Source organism: Aeromonas sp. R9-2 (assembly GCF_040908025.1).
GTDB classification, from domain to species: domain Bacteria; phylum Pseudomonadota; class Gammaproteobacteria; order Enterobacterales; family Aeromonadaceae; genus Aeromonas; species Aeromonas veronii.
This window is the reverse complement of record NZ_JBFOCX010000024.1, coordinates 329,916-346,117: the sequence shown is the minus strand read 5'-3', so window position 1 is coordinate 346,117 and position 16,202 is coordinate 329,916. Positions and strand designations below refer to the sequence as shown.

Sequence of the window (16,202 nt, the reverse complement as noted above, 5' to 3'; positions counted from 1 at the left end):
TTACTATTCGTCTCAAATATGGATCCTCTTTCTGTTCTTCTGGCGCATACCACCCCACGCGCCCAACTGTTTTTCGCTGGCAACCTGTGCCAGAACTCCAATAGCCAAGACTATCCGGCGGGTGGCCATCTTCATTTGCTGCGAAGCGGTGAGCTCACTCTGTATCACGAGGGTGCGGAGCCGCACTTACTCACAGAACAAACACTGCTCCTCTTTCCGAGCGGGCTTCCCCACCGTATGGAACCCCGCCAACTGGGGGGATGTGACCTCGTGTGTGCCTCTGTATCTTTTGGCCAGGGAAGCACATCACCATTACAACTGGCGCTTCCTGATGTGTTAGTTCTGCCACTGAATGACATGCCAACACTGGCACCACTACTGAACATGTTGTTCGACGAAGCATTTGCTCATCGCTATGGCCAAGACCCACTCCTGACAAGGCTGTTGGAAAGCTTATTGATCTTGCTGTTGCGCCATATGGTGGAGAAGGGGCTCTGCCAAAAGGGGATGTTGGCCGGTTTATCAGACCCACGGCTGGCACGTGCGATTGCAGCTATGCATTTACGCTCAGAAGAAGGGTGGACTGTTGCAACATTGGCACAGGAAGCCGGAATGTCCCGAGCCCGCTTTGCCGCACACTTTCAGTCACAGACTGGATTGTCGCCTCTGGGTTACCTGACCCAATGGCGGATGCTGTTGGCCTGCCAACAATTGTTGACTGGGGAATCAATTACTCAGGTTGCGCTGGGGGCAGGATACAGTGGTAGTGTCGCGTTCAGTCGGGCGTTCGAGCGGGAATTTGGAATGAGCCCTGGACGATGGCTCAAGGCAATACAGTGAATTTGAAGAGGATAATAATCCCGCAGTGTGAGTGGGTAATTAACTACGAGGGAGTGGCTCTACAGCAACAGTGGTAGTAGCGAACCTTCCTCTTATGCGAATGATACCTATGGCCGCTATACAAGCTTTCTGTTGGTAGCGCATCAACCAATATCCCGCCCTGGTGCTATGGGAAACGGAACATCCGAGAAATAAGGTTGTGATAGTGAAACATAAGGAAGGACTGACGTACTGAATGAAGATATCGGGGTATCACCATCGCTCGATGAGACGACGTATCGGTTTTCTGGTCGCCTAAGACCAACATAAACGGCTCGCAGAACCAGACCTATATCATCAATCTCACGCTGAGCCTGCGCAGAGATATTGTGATCTCTTACGCCGATGGGTTTATCAAGGACGTTGGTCTGGTTACGGCACCTAGCAAAGAGAAATCCAAGCCCTCTGAATTCGGCAACGCAGGCGATTCATGGTCAGATGCAGGCGGGGAGGTACCTATCGACTGGGAGTTGCTGGAACACCCAATTCGTCCCAAGGACCATCTGGTATTGATCTCCCCCCTCCTCCATTCGAATAATTCGCCCTTGCAGGCCAGCGGTAATGGTAACCACGGTTGCTATCTGGCAAGCATAAGTGAAGCTCTCAGCAACCTGGTGCTCTCATTGGCCAAGAGAATGAACCCATCTTTTGCTGATGACATCGAGCAGCACTAGGCCGAACTGGAAGGTGATGCAATCGAGGCGGACATCCAGGCCTCTGCCCTGGACGCCACAGAAAAGCAGCAGCTCGTCAAATCGCGCCGTGGCCAAGGTCTTTTCCGTGCAAACCTGGAGAAGGTCGAGCCAGCTTGTCGAGTTACCGGAGTCTCCAACAAGGTCCTGCTGATTGCCAGCCACATTAAGCCCTGGTGTAAGTGCGATAACATTGAACGCCTAGATGGTAACAACGGCCTGCTGCTATCCCCTCACATCGACAAGCTATTTGACCGGGGGTGGATCACCTTCACTGACGCCGGCGACCTACTGTGTGCCGACCCCAGCATCGAGCGGGCCCTGCAGCAGTGGGGCGTTGAGCTGCCAATAAACGTCGGCTGTTTTGACCCCAAGCAAGTCATTTACCTCACCTATCACCGTGAAGTTATATTCATGGGATGATACCGCATACAACTCTCGGTCCACCGCCACCAAGGGGGGCTGGATGATCTGAGTGGTTGTCACCGCCTGCATGAATCATCAAGGCCTTACCACTCAGTTCCGCCAGGGTCAGGCGTGGAGCCAAAACTGGTTGAACAGCTTTACCTACCTCATCGACATAGAGAGGTGGTAAATCTCCCTTGTGGATATCATCTTGCCAGGGGGCGCCATGGCGCCCTGTTTGCTGGGGATCATAGTGACCACCCGCCGCGCCACCCGCAACGCTTTGCCCATCCTTAATACTGCTGTCGCAGCTCCCGTTTGCGTGCACATGGAATCCATGCAAACCAGCAGGCAAAGAGGACAGTACCGGAGTAAAGACTGCTCCATATGGACTTTCACTCAACTCTACTTGCCCAACGACCGCCCCGCTGGCCAGATCCTTCATCGTCACACTAGCTGCAGTGGCATTGACGCTTACTACCAACACCGCAGCAAGCATCACCTTACTCATTCGAGTATTCATCTTTCTTCCCCTTGCTCTATTACATCGAGGATTAGTTACCCTCGATGTAATTGCCTTTCCCAGCACCAATTGCCAGAGCGCGAAACCGTTCGCCCTGTCCAAAATGTTCGGCAAACTGAGCCGCCGTCATCGTGCTTTTATCGGTAACAGGCTCATCAGCCCGTTTATCACTATCCCAATCACAATCAATGGCATATAGGGTTTTCGCAATACGCCATTCACCCTTGATCACCGCCCCCATTAATGCGGTATGACCTCGTTTATCACGCAAGCAAGGGTCTGCCCCTCTTTCGAGAAGAGACTTCACTGCCTCCGACTGCCCTTGGTAAGCGGCAATCATCAGTGCGGTGTAACTCTGCTCATTGCGCTCATCGATCGGGAAGCCAGCTTTTACAAACTCATTCAGAACACTCACCTCTCCGCTGCGCGCAGCGGCAAAGAAATATTCTTGTAAGCTGGTAGGCTGCAATTGCTCCGCCTCTGTCGGCTCGCTACCCCAGGTAGGTTCAGACAACCCCACAAGCACTACAAGCAAACTCAGCAGCAAACGGTTAGGTACCATCCTGCACTCCTTCAACATAATGCCTGCAAGGCCCGGTTCATGATTGCAGGCAGGAACAAGTGGGCCCTGCAGGACTTACCTAGTTACCCCCACCGCCTGCCTGGTGGGGGCAAAATTAGAGTTTGCTCGCGAGTTGTTTGACCTGCTGCTCATCCCCCTTAACGGCACGAGTTAGGGCCATACCATATTCACTGTCTGCTTTGTAAAAGTGGGCCAGCATCTTGTGCTTCACTCCACTGTCACGCACAGCACCGAGATCGGCAGCCAAGTTGCGCACGAGATTAGTCTTTCCTTTAGCATCGAGAGAGCGATAGAAATTGCCGGCTTGGCTGAAGTTATCGGTTTTCTCGATCTGCTTTTGCTGAACTGTCCCCTCTAGCGCTGTCGTTACTGCACGCGCCTCTGCCACCATGGTCTTAGGTGCCTGGCTGCTCGGTTCATAGTTCACGTTGCTGATTGTATTGCCAATGTTCATGGCACCATCCTGGTTGTTACTCACAACCGGCACCAATGGACGGTTGATAGGCAACTGTTGATGGTTTGCTCCGAGACGGTAGAACTGGGTGTCACTGTAGGCGAACAGACGCCCCTGAAGCAGACGGTCTTCGGAAGGTTCGATACCAGATATCAGGTTGGCCGGAGCAAAGGCAGACTGTTCGGTTTCCTGGAAAAAGTTGTCAGGAATTCGATTGAGGGTCATGGTCCCTATCTTCTGCTCAGGTACCCCCTCCCACACCTTAGTAGCATCCAGCGGGTTGTAGCTAAAGTCGTTCAGCTGAGAGGGCTTTAACACCTGAATAGCCAGATCCCATTTCGGGTAGTCGCCGGCCTTGATGGCACTGTACAGATCCCGGGTCAGATGGTTGAAGTCCTGACCTTGTAACTTAGCGACTTGATCTAGATCCAGACTGCTCACCCCCTGCCGGCTGCGCCAGTTAAATTTGACGTAATGCACATCGCCCTTGGCGTTGACGAACTTGTATGCATGCACGCCGAAGCCATCCATTTTGCGATAGCTGGCTGGGGTACCGAGATCGGAGTAAACCTGGGTCAGCATATGAGTAGAGGCCGGATCCTGACTCATGAAGTCAAACACTCGGTTCGGGTCTTGAATATTGTCGACCGGTGAAGGCTTGAGAGAGTGGACCATATCGGGAAACTTGATGGCGTCACGGATGAAGAACACCGGTAGGTTATTGCCTACCAAATCCCAGTTGCCCTGGTCGGTATAAAACTTGGTAGCAAAGCCCCGTGGATCCCGGAGGGTCTCTGGACTATGTTGGCCATGTATAACTGTGGAGAAGCGAACGAAAACAGGGGTTTTCTTGTTCACGGCTGAGAATAGGCTTGCAGAAGTCAGCTCTGGAATAGCATGGGTCACCTCAAACTCGCCATGGGCGCCAGTACCTCGGGCATGAACGACCCGCTCGGGGATCCGCTCCCTGGCAAAGCGCTGCAATTTTTGGATGAGATGCACATCTTGCAGCAAGACAGAACCATTCTCACCGGCCGTAGTAGAATGCTGATTATCACCTACGGGCGCACCGTTATCGCGGGTGAGGAAATCAGCTTGAACGTGCAATGCAAGGCCCGACATGAGAGCAATTGTCAATTTTGTCATTATTTTCATTTCTTCCCTTATTTTTTCTAGATTTATCCCTGCCTGCGTGCTCAATACTATGCCAGCCATGCATTCTAAAAAAACGATTAAATACGATTAAATTGTTCTATTTTTACGATTAGATTTGACTGTAGCTGAAATGAGTGAGAAAGAAATAGGTCACCAACAAGGCTTTGCTGATTGATGGCCATATCTAACCTTGGTGTGAAAGCGACAATGCCGAGCGACTTGATGGCAATAACGGCCTATAGCCCTGCCCTCACATCGGCAAACTGTTTGAATCGCCCCGGGCAGTGACTGCCAGTAGTCAGCGAACGTAGCGGCCTCGAGGAGGATCCGCTCTCTTGGCCATCCAGTTTCCTTGCTGGCCCACCTGCCCCACTCTGCAGGTAGGAACCAGTCATTCGGCAAACGAGTTCCTCGTCGTGAAGCTGAGCTTTCGGCAGCGCGCTCCCCTTGGGGGGATATAGGGGGGATCTTTGGATCAATGACTGGATCTAAAGAGTGACTGATTCTATGTGCAGCTCCTGCACTATGAGTCTGTGCATCTCTTGCACATCTGGATGTGCAGGAGATTCACCATCAAGTGTCAGCATGTAGACATTTGACCTCTTCCCATTGGGGCCTCTTCTGGCTTCCTTAATCAAAAGGCCCGCCGCACAGAGCGCATCGATATGACTGATCACTGAGCGACGCGAAATCTCACATTGGTCAGCGATATGTTCACTGCTTTAAAATTTGCTAGAGCAGGCCAAGAGCTTGAAACTGACAAAATTGCCATGCACTGAGTTTTTATTGTTGCTTTCGCCATAGTCAGTAAAGAAGCTAGACCTCAATAAATTGCATACATGTGTCGAGCACTGCGCTGTTTCCCAAATCGATGCAGTTTGAAGGGAACTTACTGAGGACTCGGTGATCTGATCACCACCATCCCCTTCAAGTCTGCATCATGGGCACGTCGCTTCATCCCATCACCAACTGGCCTCAAGTCAACAAGTTTTTGATTAATCGTGGTTCAATCACCTTCAGGGTTGATACCGAGGCCATGCACAACTGATTTCACCAAGACCATCACGGGCTACGGGGCCGCAGCCAGCTCTACAGCGACCAGAGCATCTGCACCTTTGATGCTCAAGAGGAATTTCAACCTCACTCTGCTGGCCACTCAGGGAATACTCTACTCCTTATTCGCGTTGATGAATGTGCCGCTGTGTCTGTCGGACTATAGAGGTGCCAGCAAGCGGATAAGCACGGTGACGGTGGCGTATCGGCAGCCATTTAAAGCAAAGGTTACCGATCAGGTATCGACTCAACCGGGCTGAAGGTGTTTGGTGAAGGCGATTGGAAGGTCAGGAAACACGGCGGTGAGTCAGGCGCAAGCTGGGACGTGTTTATAAAGATGACGCCTATGACAGCAAAGCCAGCCATCAGCTTATCTCGCGCAAAGCGGCGACAGCCTGTATCCCGCCTCGCAAAAGCGCGGGGTTATGGAAAAAGGGACATCCAAGAAATGAGGCTGTGCTGGTTATGCACAAGGAAGGGCTGGCGCACTGGAAGAAGATATCGGGGTATCACCGTTGCTCGCTGGCAGAGACGGCGATGTATCGGTTCAAACAGTTGCTGGCGGGGAAAATCAGTCTGCGTAACTACGACGGCCAAGTGGGAAAAGTAATGGCGTGTGTAAGCGCCATAAACAAACTGAACACTCAGGGTTTTGCCTGTTAGACAGCCCCGAATGTAGCAGTCACCAAAGGCTGGGGCTGTTGCTGCTTGATGATTGATGATTGATGATTGATGATTGATTTGGGAAACAACGCCGTCGAGCACTATCAATAACGTATCGATGGCGCTCGGTCTCATTGGAGGAAAATATGATGCACTCAATAAAAAAGAATGCGGCTACTTACCTTTAAAATAAACTGTTATCGATTGTTAAACCATTCAAACCTTAATAAAAAGTAGCCTTCCCTCAACACTACAGCATGGCTTCCTCTAAAACTTAAAAAACTTGAGCGTTAAGCAATTAACACCCCCAAGAAAATATTGACCTTGCCTACATAACAGAATTTAATGTCACGCCCTAAACAACTGTTCTTAATAATACTACATCTTGCCGTAAGCCTTTAGCGTAAGGAATTTGTGCAATCTGACGGCAACCCCTGAAATGACAAGGTTCAGCGAAAATGTGTGCGTCATGTCACCTGTAGAAGCGGTACGAGTACAGTGTTCTACCATTCAGTCGAACTATTTAGTTCAACAAGCTGTTATGCCGCAAGGGACATCAACAAACCAAGCCATCACCATTAAAACACCATTCTTCATGCAGGTTAATTCCAAGCCTTGCTTGATGGCATATAAAGGGGCTATTGCCGTATTATGGCAATTTTTATCGAAAATTTTCCCAGATTTTCGCATGCAAATCGTTGTGGTTTTATCATGTACACAAATCCTAATCATTTAAAAATGGCTCTTTAAAAAACAATGCTTTAAGCTAATGAAACTACTATTTCAATGTCAAAAATCTGTGCCACTATATGGCAATGAACATTTGGCGCTGCCATATGGTGGCAGACACTTCTACCCAACGACTTGCTGAGCCTGTTCACCATACAGTCAACTCAGAAGAACCATTAAATTATGAAGATAAAGCGACTGAATATGCAATAACCAACCCTTCCATAATCATCTCAGTATCTTGTTCAAAGATAGTACAATGGGACACCATTAATTATAACCAAGCCATCTTTTTGAACCCAATCGAATCCCAACTGGAGGGTGACTTATTATGCATTTAATACATGCCTTCGACGCTATCTTGTAGATACTCATGAATTATACCTTTTCATTCTGACCTTCATTTACATCCCCTGTATTTCAAGATGAAATACGAACTATATAGAAAACTATCTTAAACAATATGAATTGCTGAGTTATTACTTATATTATCTCACTTGGTGCCACACTGTGATGATATATTTCATTATATGATTAAGATAAGTGGCATGGCTATGGGTTTTATCCGCTGGGATGAAAATTTCAATACGATACGTCTTGTCACCCAGAGTGGGGATTGAATAATCCTGTATCTAAAGCATAATAAAAACAAAGATTTCATCAATATCTCACCCTGGTAATTAGAATATACAGGCCTATTCAACTTGGCGACTCTGGATGTTATTAATCACGCGGGAGATGGTGCGCGAGGCGGTGAGTATCTACAACGTGGAGCGACCGTATTATATGTTGAAATACAGAGTCCCCGATGTGGTACATCGGGAATTTTGAGTGAAGAAATGCTAGTTGAAATTGTGTAAACCGGCATTATTGCCCAAATAGATACAGCTTGAATGGAACTAACTCAGAACTTGGTGACATGATCGGCGTTGTTTCCCAAATCGATGCAGTTTGAAGGGGACTGACTGAGGACTCGGTGATCTGATCACCACCATCCTCTTCAAGTCTGCATCATGGGGACGTCGCTTCTCCCCATCACCAACAGGCCTCAATACAACAAGTCTTTGATTAACCGTGGTTCCCTCACCTTCTGGGTTGATACCGAGGCCATGAGCAACTGGTTTATCCACGACCATCATGGGCGGCGGGGCCGCGGCCAACTCTACACTGACCAGACCATTTGTACCCTCCTGATGCTCAAGGGGATTTTCAGTCTCACTCTGCGAGCAACACAGGGACTACTCGACTCCCTGTTCGAGTTGATGAACGTACCGCTGTGCGCACCGGACTACAGCTGTGTCAGCAAGCGAGCACGCTCGGTGACGGTAGCTTATCGACAGCCCCAAAGGGACGCATTACAGACCTGGTTATCGACTCGACCGGGCTGAAAGTGTTTGGTGAAGGCGAGTGGAAGGTCAGACAACACGGCGCCGAGAAGCGGCGAGTCTGGCGCAAGTTGCATCTGGCGGTAGACCCGGTGACCCACGATATCGTGGCGGCAGAAGTCTCGCTGGAAAATATCCATGATGCCGAGGTGTTGCCGACCTTGCTCAACCCACTTCGGCGCAAGCTGGGACGTGTTTATGCGGATGGTGCCTATGACAGCAAAGACTGCCATCAGCTTATCTCGCGCAAAAGGGCGACAGCCTGTATCCCGCCTCGCAAAAGCGCGGGGTTATGGAAAAAGGGGCATCCAAGAAATGAGGCCGTGCTGTTTATGCACAAGGAAGGGCGGGCGAACTGGAAGAAGATATCTAGATATTACCGTCGCTCGTAGGCAGAGGCGGCGATGTATCGGTTCAAGCACTTGCTGGTGTGGAAAGTCAGTCTGCGAAAATACAATGGCCAGGTAGGGGAAGTGATGGCGTATGTGAACGCGACAAACAAACTTAACAGCCTTGGCCTGCCCGTCAGACAGCCCCGAGTATAGCGGTCACCTGGGCTGGGGGGGTCATGACTAGTTAGCTGATTTGGACAACAACGCCATTCCATACCCAACAAGCAAGAACTAAAACGAGCCAAAATTGTTATTGAAATTTACATATCATGACCATAAGCCATATTGTTTCATAGCCATTTTCATTGCTTTTATAATACACAAAAACAATTGTTGAATTGATTTTCGCAGTATGAAAATGACTACTTGTTTTTCTATATCATAAAAGCAAGCCGTCTAAAAATATGATAAATTGACACATATACCAATCATGTTTAACCTCCTAAAAAATAGGAGACTATATGAACAACAATGAACCAGCACTAATAAGAACAAAAACACTATTAAAAAAACTTGGCATATCCAGATCGACGCTGTACAGATGGATTAAAGAAGACAAATTCCCACCACCTATCAATAAGGGCTTTTATTCTGTCGCAGCGATAAATAGCTGGATATCAAGGGAAAATCACTCATCTTAGATGATGAATCACACCATCTTATGGTTCAGTTATATTTAAATATCCTGCAAGGATTTTATTGCCTCCATTAATTTTGTATCCCATAACTCATATGCCTCACGTTGCTCATCAATCCAGTCATGCAGATTGTAGATGGCCATCACACCGGCCATCCTGTGGCCAAGAATTTTTTCGGTTACCTGTGGTAGAACTCGTTCCTCCGATAAACGCGTACTCAACGTTCGACGCATGTCATGCATACGCCAATACGGCAGATCCAGTTTATCTCGCACACGCTCTGCTAACTGGATCAAGGACGCACTGCTCAACGATCTTTTCGGATTCACTGGCGAGCGACATACTGGCCCTCCCTTTAGCCGATCTCTCGCTGCCGCTTCTTGCAGCAGCATCATAACCCTGCTGGGAATAGGCCGACGTATTGGCGCCCCACATTTGGCGCGAGCAGCGGGAACCGTCCAAATTTGCTCCTCCATATTGAACTCACTCCACTGTGCACCCAATGCCTCGCCGCTGCGACAACCAAGCAAGATCACCAATTTGGCTGCCAATTTTAATCCGCGGCTGGCCCTGCTCTGTTCAAAGGCAATCCAAATTTGAGCGAGTTCTCGCATGGTCAACACACGAGTACCTTTCTCAGGTTGAGAGCCCACATCTTCGGTGCGTAATTGGAGCACCGGGGAGCCACCAATGAGATTACGACGAATACAAAAACTAAGCATGGATTTTAACCTGCGCAATAAATGCCCAGCGTTTTTCGGCTTTTTCTTGCCAATCTTATCAAACCACTCCAGCCAGCTCGAAAACGGGATCTGTTCAACCGGAATACCAATAAACAGAGGTTCGAAATAGCGCTGCATGGTATGCTCATAGAGCATGACCGTACGGGGCCGCAGCTTGGGCAGATGGTGCTCACGAAAATGCTCGCAGCACTGTTTCAGTGTGACATCATGCTTCTGGTGGAGCTTATCCCAGAAAACTCTGGGATGTTCATTACGCTCAAGTGCACCACGGATTGCAGGGATCAACGCCCTGGCATCAGCGAGTTTAAGGTCGGGATAGCGTCCAATTTTGAGTCTCGCCGCTTTTCCTTGCCAGCGATAGCGATATTGCCACGAGATGGTGCCTCGCTCGGTGACCCGAGCTGACAATCCATCACGGTCTGACAATTCCGTCTTGCCAAAGTAGGGCTTACCATAGAGGGCCCGTAGCTTCGTATCAGTAAGTGGCATATGACTCTCCTGTGACTGGTCATCTGATTTTTCACTGACACATTAACGCGTCCTAACGTGTACACAGATATGTACCAAACTGGTCTGAAACGGACTGAATCAAGGTCGGACAAAGTGAGACAATCTGAGATAACACTCCGTATAACGACTTGTTTTTCAAGCATATAGACACAATTCAGAACCACGAAATGAACCAGCAGACAAATCCTACCTTCTATTTCCACGACTACGAGACCTTCGGCATCAGCCCCGCCAAGGACAGGCCGTCGCAGTTTGCCGGTATTCGCACCGATGCAGATTTCAACCTCATTGGCGAGCCGCTGGTCATTTATTGCAAACCTCCGGCGGACTATCTGCCGGATCCGGAGGCGTGCCTGATTACCGGTATCACGCCGCAAAAGGCGATGAAGGATGGGCTGTGCGAGGCGGATTTCATTCGCCAGATCCACGAGCAGTTCGCCACGCCGAATACCTGTGTGCTTGGCTACAACAGCATCCGCTTCGATGATGAAGTGACCCGCTACACCCTCTATCGCAACTTCTATGACCCCTATGCCTACAGCTGGCAAAACGGCAACTCCCGCTGGGACATTCTCGACATGCTGCGGGCCTGCTATGCCCTGCGGCCGGAGGGGATCGAGTGGGCCTTTGACGATGAAGGAAAACCGAGTTTCAGACTTGAAAAGCTGACGGTCGCCAACGGCGTTACTCACGCCAATGCCCACGATGCACTCTCGGACGTGCTGGCCACCATCGAGATGGCCAAGCTGGTGAAAAAAGCCCAACCCAAGCTGTTTGGTTATCTCTTTGATCTGCGTAACAAAAACAAGGTGAAGGCGCTGATTGACGTGGTGACCATGAAGCCACTGGTGCACGTCTCCGGCATGTTCTCCCCCTGGCAGGGTTGTGCAAGCTGGGTCTCGCCGCTCGCCTGGCACCCCAACAACCAGAACGCGGTGATCATGGTGGATCTGACCCGCGACCCCACCCCGCTCATTGAACTCTCCAGCGAGGAGATCCGCGAGCGCCTCTACACCAAGAAAGAGGAGCTGGGGGATCTGGCGGGCATTCCGGTCAAACTGGTGCACATCAACAAGTGCCCGGTGCTGGCGCCGGCCGCCACCCTGACGGCGGAGCGCGCCGACGAGCTCGGCATCGATCGGGAGCAGTGCCGCAAGAGCCTGGATCTGCTGCGCGCCCACCCCGAGGTGCGGGAAAAACTGGTGGAAGTGTTCAATCAGGAGTTCACCGGCAGTAATGACAGCGACCCCGATACCCAGCTCTACGCCGGATTCTTTGGCCATGGCGACAAGTCCACCATGGATCTGGTGCGTGCCACCCCCGCGGATCTGCTGGGTGAGCGGGAGTTCGCCTTTAGCGACTCCCGGCTGCCGGAGATGCTGTTCCGCTACCGCGCCCGCAACTGGCCGCACACCTTGAGCGAAGCGGAGCAGAAACGCTGGCGCCTGCACTGCAGCGACTACTTCAGCCGCCGTCTGCCGGACTATGTGCCCCGTCTCGAGGCGCTGGCCGAGCAGAACCAGAGTAACGAACGGAACTTTGCGATTCTAAAGAGTCTCTACCACTATCTGGAAGATTTATGAGTTGTGAGTAGTTTCACAATAAATCCTTCCCGCCCGTCCCCTTCTTCAGGTCATAATGACGAAGGGGATTTCCCCAAAAACCAATATCTTGCAACATCCTGAGCGGATGTCTCCCAAGCAAGAGATCTTTTTGGCCGAACGGAAGCCATTTGCTGATGCCTCGTCACCACGCACTGCTCGGATTACTGGCCCTGCTGCCGCTGGCAGCCAACGCTGCATACCGGTTCGATGTGCCGGATTATCTTGCTCGCCTGCCCGAACAGACCTATCGCATCGTAGAACAGAACTTCAACACCCTTTATCAGCAGACTGATTTCACTCCCCTGATCACCAACAGCTACTTCAACGGCTCCAATCTCTGCAAGTTTGTCGGGGTACCGCTGGCCATCAGCGCCCAGTCAGGTTTCCAGCTGGAGGTGTTTGGTCAGGTCTATAACCGCGCTTCGCAAGCCTATATACACCTGAGCGAGGACATGTCCCTCTATCGGGTGATGCGAGTCGATCTGATGGGGAACCCCAATGATCAACTGGCCATCGGTTTTGGTCTGGGGGTGCCCATCACACCATTGCTGACCCTCAAGGCGATCGCCTCCGGCAGTGATATCCCGGGCTATGGCTCCGCCAAATACGCCGTCGGTTTTGAGTGGCGTTACTGAAAAACGTGACTGATAACCGCTGATTGAAACAATTCAGGCTCCGTGATGGAGCCTGAATTGTTTATGGTGACGTTGTGATCAGGCGTAGCGGATCACCCGCCCCTCGCCCCCTTGCAGGGTCACAGCCGTGCCGACTGCCTGTCCCAGCCAAAAATCGCTTCCCCCTTCCGGCAGCAGAAACTCCTGTGGTTGCCCCTCCCAGTTGAACAGGCAGAGCAGAGTGCCGCCCTCGGGCAGGCTTACTTCGCCGCAGGCAAAGTCCATCGACTCGAAACGGGCAGAAGGTGTCCGGGCCGCACAGAGCTCAAGCAGCTTGCGCAGTTGCGCCGCCTGCTCCTCATCGAGATCTTGTAGCCGATCACCCGCCAGCATCATGCCGCCGCTTGCCACCAACGCCGCCAGATGGAAACTGTATTCCGCCTGGCTTGCCTGCTGGCTTGGCAGATCCCGCAGACAGATGCAGTCGGGGTCGAGGGCCCAGAGCTTGTCGTTCTGCCAGGCACGGCAGAAGGCCTCGCGGGCAATTTGGCGATAGCGGTGGCCATTGCGCTCCACGTCATCGCTCACCCGCATGCCGTGCACCAAGCCAAGGCTTGGCCAGATGGGGGCGTTGCAACCGAGCAGGAAAGCCCCTTCACCTGCACCGCGCAGAATGGCCGCCATGCCGCGCCGATAGGCTTCAACCCGCGTGGCAGCCGGATCGTGGAAATGGCCACCGTGGATGGCACCCCAGAAGTTGGCATCGAGCTTGAAGTAGTGGATGCCCCACTGTTCTCGCAGGGTGCGGAACACCTGTTCAAGGTGCGCCTGCACCTCAGGGTGGGTGCCGTCCAGCACATACCAGGGGGTGCAGCGCCAGCCGCCATAGGTGACCCGCTCGGAGGGCAACGGCAGACCGTCATCCCCCTTCACAAACCAGTTGGGGTGATCCTGAAACACCTGTGAACCGGGTTCGGCAATAAAAGGGGCGACCCAGAGAGCGGGCTCGCAGCCAGCCTGTTTGATCTTCGCAGCCAATGAAGCAACACCTTGCTCGAACTTGGCCGACGGGGTAAGCCAGTCGCCCATTTTGGCCTGATAGCCGTCGTCGATCTGCACATAACGCAGGGCCGGGAAGCGCTCGGCACGCACCTGCAGGTTCTCGCGAATATCGGCGGCACTTACCTCGGCGTAGTAGTGATACCAAGAGCACCAACCGCTCGGGCGCTCACTCACCTTGCCGATCAGCGAGCCATGTTCGACCTCGATCAGCCGTGCCAGCTCGGCCAGCAGCTCCTCGCGCTCCGCCCCTTCGAGGCAGATCAGCGCCTCGCTCTGCCAGTACCCACCGGCCGCAAGTTTTCGCCCTTCGCAATTCATCAGGATCTGCAAGCGACCATCCGGGTAGAGGCGAAACTCCCCGCCAAAACGGTGGCAGCTGGCAAAGGCGAGCAGCAGCCACCCCTTGCCATGCTCCATCAACAACAGGTTATGAATGGTGTGGTAGCCATTGTCATCGGTGATGCGATAGATGCTGGCATCGGGGCAACGGCCGACATGTTGTGGTGATTGCCAGCTGCCCATGGTCTGGGCCAGCATCTGGAATCCTTCGCCATAGATGGCGCTCTCCACCGGCAGGCCAAGCTTGCCATCAAACAGCACCCAGCGCTCAACCGGGGTAGCATCAGAACCGATGTTGTCGAGTCGCACCCGGCACAGAGGCCCTTCCCACTGACGGGTTTGCAGCAGATGGGGTGGCAACGCATTATCATTCGCCAGCTGGCGAACTCGGGACAAGAGGGATGTCATCACTACTCCTTGAAGTTCGAAAAGGGTTCTATCAGACAATTTTCAAAAATTGCCAATCAAATCAGCCTCAAATGAACTGATTTCAGTTGTTATTGTTTTAATGCCGCGACCCGCCCTCTCTGGTAAACTGCGATTTTTCTTCCCAGTCGATGAGGTTCACGTGATCGCGCAACGCGCCTTGCTGTACTTTCGTGACTTTATGGTCATCGTCGCCTGCCTGCTGGCAGGCAAATCCGTGGCAGCCATCCTGCCGTTCGCCTTTCCCGGCAGCATCATCGGCATGCTGCTGCTGTTTGTGCTGCTCTCCCTGCAACTGATCAAGCTGCACTGGGTCGAGCTGGGGGCAGGCTTACTGCTGCGCCACATGGGCGTTTTGTTCGTGCCGGTTGCAGTCGGACTGGTGGCCTGGCTTGAGCCATTGCGCCAATCCTTCGGCGTCATCATGCTCTGCATCGTGCTCGGGATCGTGCTTATCCTCGCCACCGTCGGTCGGCTCTACCAGAGGATGAACAAATGATCTTCTGGCTCGCCATTCCCTTAACGCTCGCGCTCTATTTCGCCACCCGCGCCCTCTATCGCCGCCTGCCCTGGCCCATCATCAACCCGGTGCTGGTGCCAACCGCGGTGATCATCGGCCTGCTACTCTGGCTCGATCTACCCCTTGAGCAGTACGAGCACGGCAGCAGCCCCATTACCATGCTGCTGGAACCCGCAGTAGTGGCACTGGCGCTGCCGCTCTATCAACAGGCGCGCCAGATCCAGGCCAAGCTCAAGCCCATCCTAATCTGTACCCTCGCCTCCGTCTTGATCTCGGTGTGCACAACCCTGCTGATCGGTCATTTTATGGGCACAGATCCGGCGCTGCTCGCCTCATTGGCGACCAAATCCATCACCACCCCGCTCGCCATGAGCGTCAGTCAGTCCATTGGTGGCATTCCCGCCATCGCGGCGGCAGTGGTGGTGGTGGTGGGAATTGTCGGCGCCCTGATCGGCTACCCGCTGCTCAAACTGCTGAAAGTGACCGACCCGGAAGCCCAAGGGCTCGCCATGGGGGCCTGTGCCCACGCCATCGGCACCGCCACCTCCGCCGAGAAGGGGATCACCCAGGGCGCCTTTGCCTCGCTGGCCATGGTGGTGTGCGGCATTCTCACCGCTGCCGTCGCGCCCCTCCTCTTTGCCATCTATCACTGGCTCACCTGACCGATGATTAACCACCCCGACGGCTCTGCAGCGCTGTCGGGGTGCGACCTGCCGCACAATTTGCACAAGACAAACGTTTCCATTACCATCCCCCTCCGTTTGCCCATCAGGGCGTGAGCCTGCTCACACATTTACCCGAGCTTGCTCCCTACAATGGCCGCCCAATTGGCC

General features: G+C 52.5%; 15 protein-coding genes and 2 pseudogenes. 11 read left to right on the top strand and 6 right to left on the bottom strand.

Features of this window, described 5'->3' with window-relative positions:
- The first annotated feature begins 18 nt into the window (after positions 1-18).
- The 3 genes from AB5Y71_RS10660 to AB5Y71_RS10650 all read left to right on the top strand — a co-directional run bounded on the left by AB5Y71_RS10660 (position 19) and on the right by AB5Y71_RS10650 (position 1,994).
- The gene (locus AB5Y71_RS10660) at positions 19-840 is read left to right on the top strand and encodes an AraC family transcriptional regulator (RefSeq protein ID WP_115545162.1); all 822 of its coding nucleotides are present in this window, start codon (positions 19-21) and stop codon (positions 838-840) included.
- A gap of 368 nt (positions 841-1,208) precedes the next feature.
- Positions 1,209-1,553, top strand: a complete 345-nt coding sequence (locus AB5Y71_RS10655) for a hypothetical protein (RefSeq protein ID WP_139411707.1) — start codon at positions 1,209-1,211, stop codon at positions 1,551-1,553.
- Between the two features lie 6 nt (positions 1,554-1,559).
- Entirely contained in the window at positions 1,560-1,994 is a 435-nt protein-coding gene (locus AB5Y71_RS10650) for an HNH endonuclease (protein ID WP_368171696.1), read from the top strand.
- Here the strand turns inward: AB5Y71_RS10650 and sodC are convergent.
- The 4 genes from sodC to AB5Y71_RS10630 form a co-directional block, all read right to left on the bottom strand.
- Positions 1,984-2,499, bottom strand: a complete 516-nt coding sequence (gene sodC / locus AB5Y71_RS10645; protein ID WP_180343147.1) for a superoxide dismutase family protein — start codon at positions 2,497-2,499, stop codon at positions 1,984-1,986. The two genes, AB5Y71_RS10650 and sodC, sit on opposite strands and share 11 nt — an antisense overlap.
- 31 nt (positions 2,500-2,530) lie before the next feature.
- A complete protein-coding gene (locus tag AB5Y71_RS10640; RefSeq protein WP_139411706.1) occupies positions 2,531-3,061 on the bottom strand; it encodes an ankyrin repeat domain-containing protein in 531 nt (176 codons plus the stop codon).
- A gap of 115 nt (positions 3,062-3,176) precedes the next feature.
- On the bottom strand, positions 3,177-4,682 hold the full coding sequence (locus AB5Y71_RS10635) for a catalase (protein ID WP_368171531.1): 1,506 nt from the start codon (positions 4,680-4,682) through the stop codon (positions 3,177-3,179).
- 497 nt (positions 4,683-5,179) lie between these two features.
- Complete coding sequence (locus AB5Y71_RS10630; RefSeq protein WP_323905554.1) at positions 5,180-5,368, bottom strand: hypothetical protein; 189 nt, start codon at positions 5,366-5,368, stop codon at positions 5,180-5,182.
- 263 nt (positions 5,369-5,631) lie between these two features.
- Between AB5Y71_RS10630 and AB5Y71_RS10625 the strand changes: the two are divergent.
- The 4 genes and pseudogenes from AB5Y71_RS10625 to AB5Y71_RS10610 all read left to right on the top strand — a co-directional run bounded on the left by AB5Y71_RS10625 (position 5,632) and on the right by AB5Y71_RS10610 (position 9,554).
- Positions 5,632-6,423, top strand: a pseudogene (locus AB5Y71_RS10625) (transposase).
- Between the two features lie 453 nt (positions 6,424-6,876).
- Positions 6,877-7,143 carry a hypothetical protein gene (locus AB5Y71_RS10620; protein ID WP_139411704.1) on the top strand — a complete coding sequence of 89 codons (267 nt, stop codon included), beginning with the start codon at positions 6,877-6,879 and terminating at the stop codon, positions 7,141-7,143.
- Positions 7,144-8,149: 1,006 nt separating this feature from the next.
- Positions 8,150-9,066 (top strand): annotated as a pseudogene (locus tag AB5Y71_RS10615) (IS5 family transposase).
- A 308-nt stretch (positions 9,067-9,374) separates the two neighbouring features.
- The gene (locus tag AB5Y71_RS10610) at positions 9,375-9,554 is read left to right on the top strand and encodes an AlpA family transcriptional regulator (RefSeq protein WP_088869049.1); all 180 of its coding nucleotides are present in this window, start codon (positions 9,375-9,377) and stop codon (positions 9,552-9,554) included.
- Between the two features lie 35 nt (positions 9,555-9,589).
- Here AB5Y71_RS10610 and AB5Y71_RS10605 read toward each other — a convergent pair whose 3' ends face one another.
- A complete protein-coding gene (locus tag AB5Y71_RS10605; protein ID WP_139411703.1) occupies positions 9,590-10,783 on the bottom strand; it encodes a site-specific integrase in 1,194 nt (397 codons plus the stop codon).
- Positions 10,784-10,971: 188 nt separating this feature from the next.
- Between AB5Y71_RS10605 and sbcB the strand changes: the two genes are divergently transcribed.
- Both sbcB and AB5Y71_RS10595 read left to right on the top strand, forming a co-directional pair.
- Positions 10,972-12,387 (top strand): exodeoxyribonuclease I, encoded by a 1,416-nt coding sequence (sbcB, locus tag AB5Y71_RS10600; protein WP_368171530.1) that lies wholly within the window; start codon positions 10,972-10,974, stop codon positions 12,385-12,387.
- A 155-nt stretch (positions 12,388-12,542) separates the two neighbouring features.
- Complete coding sequence (locus AB5Y71_RS10595; protein ID WP_368171529.1) at positions 12,543-13,043, top strand: hypothetical protein; 501 nt, start codon at positions 12,543-12,545, stop codon at positions 13,041-13,043.
- A 78-nt stretch (positions 13,044-13,121) separates the two neighbouring features.
- Here AB5Y71_RS10595 and AB5Y71_RS10590 read toward each other — a convergent pair whose 3' ends face one another.
- Positions 13,122-14,831, bottom strand: coding sequence for a glycoside hydrolase family 36 protein (locus AB5Y71_RS10590; RefSeq protein WP_368171528.1), 1,710 nt, complete (start codon positions 14,829-14,831; stop codon positions 13,122-13,124).
- 160 nt (positions 14,832-14,991) lie between these two features.
- Here AB5Y71_RS10590 and AB5Y71_RS10585 point away from each other — a divergent pair, with 160 nt between their 5' ends.
- Positions 14,992-15,348, top strand: coding sequence for a CidA/LrgA family protein (locus tag AB5Y71_RS10585; RefSeq protein WP_005333279.1), 357 nt, complete (start codon positions 14,992-14,994; stop codon positions 15,346-15,348).
- A complete protein-coding gene (locus AB5Y71_RS10580; RefSeq protein ID WP_267511724.1) occupies positions 15,345-16,031 on the top strand; it encodes an LrgB family protein in 687 nt (228 codons plus the stop codon). The genes AB5Y71_RS10585 and AB5Y71_RS10580 overlap by 4 nt, the downstream gene beginning before the upstream one ends.
- Positions 16,032-16,202: the final 171 nt, after the last annotated feature.

Excerpts from the sequence above, each read along its gene's own strand:
- AB5Y71_RS10610 (WP_088869049.1), top strand. The coding sequence starts at position 9,375 with ATGAACAACAATGAACCAGCACTAATAAGAACAAAAACACTATTAAAA.
- sbcB (WP_368171530.1), top strand. The coding sequence starts at position 10,972 with ATGAACCAGCAGACAAATCCTACCTTCTATTTCCACGACTACGAGACC.
- AB5Y71_RS10605 (WP_139411703.1), bottom strand. The coding sequence starts at position 10,783 with ATGCCACTTACTGATACGAAGCTACGGGCCCTCTATGGTAAGCCCTAC.
- AB5Y71_RS10660 (WP_115545162.1), top strand. The coding sequence starts at position 19 with ATGGATCCTCTTTCTGTTCTTCTGGCGCATACCACCCCACGCGCCCAA.
- AB5Y71_RS10580 (WP_267511724.1), top strand. The coding sequence starts at position 15,345 with ATGATCTTCTGGCTCGCCATTCCCTTAACGCTCGCGCTCTATTTCGCC.
- AB5Y71_RS10595 (WP_368171529.1), top strand. The coding sequence starts at position 12,543 with ATGCCTCGTCACCACGCACTGCTCGGATTACTGGCCCTGCTGCCGCTG.
- sodC (WP_180343147.1), bottom strand. The coding sequence starts at position 2,499 with ATGAATACTCGAATGAGTAAGGTGATGCTTGCTGCGGTGTTGGTAGTA.
- AB5Y71_RS10640 (WP_139411706.1), bottom strand. The coding sequence starts at position 3,061 with ATGGTACCTAACCGTTTGCTGCTGAGTTTGCTTGTAGTGCTTGTGGGG.
- AB5Y71_RS10635 (WP_368171531.1), bottom strand. The coding sequence starts at position 4,682 with ATGACAAAATTGACAATTGCTCTCATGTCGGGCCTTGCATTGCACGTT.
- AB5Y71_RS10590 (WP_368171528.1), bottom strand. The coding sequence starts at position 14,831 with ATGACATCCCTCTTGTCCCGAGTTCGCCAGCTGGCGAATGATAATGCG.
- AB5Y71_RS10620 (WP_139411704.1), top strand. The coding sequence starts at position 6,877 with ATGTCACCTGTAGAAGCGGTACGAGTACAGTGTTCTACCATTCAGTCG.